Genomic DNA, 2,307 nt, shown 5'->3' on the forward strand with positions numbered 1-2,307 from the left:
AAATGGTCAGCGCTGGGCATGGGACGCGCTGGTGGAACGCTATCAGCGCCTGGTCTATGCCATTCCTCTGCGCGCCGGCCTGAACCCTGACGAGGCGGCCGATGTCTTCCAGGTCGTCTTCCTGCGGCTGTTCGAGCACCTGGACGAACTGCGGGAACCGCAGGCGTTGGGGAAGTGGCTGATCACCACCGCCAAGCGGGAGTCCTGGAAAGCCCTGCGCAAGCGGCCGGCGGAAGAGAGGACTGTGGATGATAACCCGGCCGTGCATCTGCTGGAGACGCATCCTGATGAAGAGCTGTGGCTGGACCAGGTCATGGTGCGGGAGGCCCTGGAGCAGATCGGGGAACGCTGTCGGCAACTGTTGTGGATGCTCTACTTTGACCAGTCTCAGCCATCCTACGAGGAGATCAGCCGGCAGATGAAGATGCCGCCGGGCAGTATCGGTCCCACCCGGGCGAGGTGTTTGGAGAAACTGCGGCAGGTGTTGAAGCGAATGGGGGTGTTAGGATGAGCGCGCATCCGGTAACGCTGGAACTGTTGGCGGACTGGCTGGAAGGCCGGCTGACGCCTGAAGCACGTCAGCAGGTGGAACGCCATGTGGCAGGGTGCGCGCGGTGCAGTGCAGAGCTGGCCTGGCTGCGGCGGTTCCTTCGGGCGGCGCGAGCGGAGCCGCTTCCAGAGCCGCCGGCCGAGCTCGTACAGCGCGTCCAGGCGCTGTATGATCGGCGGCCAGCACGCGCCCATAACCTGATATCCCGTTTGACCGTCGGAACGCGGGCCTGGGCGGCGCTGGCGGCGGTGATGGTGCTGGTCATCTCGGCGGTCGTGTGGGTGAATGCGCTGGGGAAAGAGGGCTCGGCGGTCGTGGCGCCGGCAGTGGCCGAAGGCGCAGTGGCATTGGTGGAGGTGAAAAGCCAGGAATCCATGCCGTGGCGGGCGCTTCCGCCGGCGGAAACCCTGCCGGCCGGCAGTCGCCTGCGCGTCGCTCAGGGGAGCGCCCAGGTCTCCCTCTTCGATGGTAGCTTCATCAAGGTGGACGCCGGCGCGGAGCTGAAGCTGGCCCATCTCCAGCGCCGGCCGCTTCTGCCGGCGGGGCGGCAGGTGGTGATTGAGCAGGACGCCGGCAGTGCCGAGTATGTCGTCCAGCCGGCCGCCGCTCCTTGGGCGGAGTTCCAGGTGCGCGTCCCAGCCGGCAGTATCATCGTGCGCGGGACCCGCTTCCGGGTGGAGGTGCAGGATCAGGAACGGGTACGGGTGCAGGTGATGGAAGGCGTGGTGCAAGTCGTGGGGGATGTGGATGGGGCAGAGGTATATGCCGGGGGTGAGGCTGTGCTGATGCGCGGCGCGCCGGTGAGGGTAATGCCGGCGCGGGATACCTCGGCAGCGGAAGAGGACGGGCATGAGCCATCTGTCCAGCCAACAGCTCCGCCGGCGGTGGCACCATCGCGTCCCGGAGAGGCCCAGGGGCCCAGACGTACCCCGGAAATTCGCCCAACGCCATCCCCCAGCGTCACTCCTAGCGCCGTGCCCACGCGGACCCGCCGGCGGCCGGAAGGACCGTTCCCGACGCCCACAGGCGGTGAACCGCCGACCGCATCGTGGACCAGACAGCCGTACCCGACCGGCACCCCTGTACCGGGGCCGACGGTGATGCCCTGGCCGACCAGGCCGACAAGGGAGCCCTGGACCCCGACGCCGGCCATCTCGCCCTGGCCGACGCGCATACCCGGTCCTACGCTTGAACCGACGATGACGCCGTGGCCAACGCCCACGCGCCGGCACGGCCCCGGGCCACAACCCACACCCGGCTGGACGCCGATCTCGCCCTGGCCGACTTCCACCGCTGAGCCGCCGGCCCGCCCGACGCCGGCGTGGACGCCCGGCCCCTGGTCCACACCGGAGCCTACCGTGGAGATCCAGCTTGTACCCGGCACAAGAGCGCCCCGACGTTGAATCCGCATGTGCTCGATACCTTTTCAGTCAAGGAGGCAGGAACGATGAACGAACGACAGAAGGTCTGGATGAAGGTGGTCAGCGCAGTGGTGGTCGCCGTCGTGCTCCTGACGGCGCTGATGCCGGCAGTGTTTGCCGCCAACGGGGATGCGGGCCGGCGCCCGCGCATGGTCCAGTTCCAGGGCGTCATCGAGTCACGGCCCACTGACACCAAGGTGGGAACCTGGGTCATCGCCGGCCGGGACGTCCAGGTGACGGAGCGCACCATCATTAATGAGGCAGCGGGGCCGGCCGCAGTGGGCGCACAGGTAATGGTGCTGGCGCAGGTCCAGGCGGATGGGAGCCTAGTGGCGG

3 protein-coding genes are annotated in these 2,307 nt (G+C 68.1%); all 3 read left to right on the top strand.

The genetic code is table 11. From position 1 onward, the window contains the following. Positions 1 to 511, top strand: a 511-nt coding sequence (locus H5T60_14180; protein ID MBC7243581.1) for a sigma-70 family RNA polymerase sigma factor, incomplete at its 5' end; no start/stop codon positions are given. Beyond that, positions 508 to 1,953: a FecR domain-containing protein gene (locus H5T60_14185; GenBank protein ID MBC7243582.1), complete on the top strand. Its 1,446-nt coding sequence runs from the start codon at positions 508 to 510 to the stop codon at positions 1,951 to 1,953. The genes H5T60_14180 and H5T60_14185, both read left to right, overlap by 4 nt. 44 nt (positions 1,954 to 1,997) lie before the next feature. Beyond that, positions 1,998 to 2,307 (top strand): hypothetical protein (locus H5T60_14190; protein MBC7243583.1); only part of this gene is annotated, 310 nt, incomplete at its 3' end.

The organism is Anaerolineae bacterium, from assembly GCA_014360855.1.
Taxonomy (GTDB): Bacteria; Chloroflexota; Anaerolineae; order JACIWP01; family JACIWP01; genus JACIWP01.

Excerpts from the sequence above, each read along its gene's own strand:
- H5T60_14185 (MBC7243582.1), top strand. The coding sequence starts at position 508 with ATGAGCGCGCATCCGGTAACGCTGGAACTGTTGGCGGACTGGCTGGAA.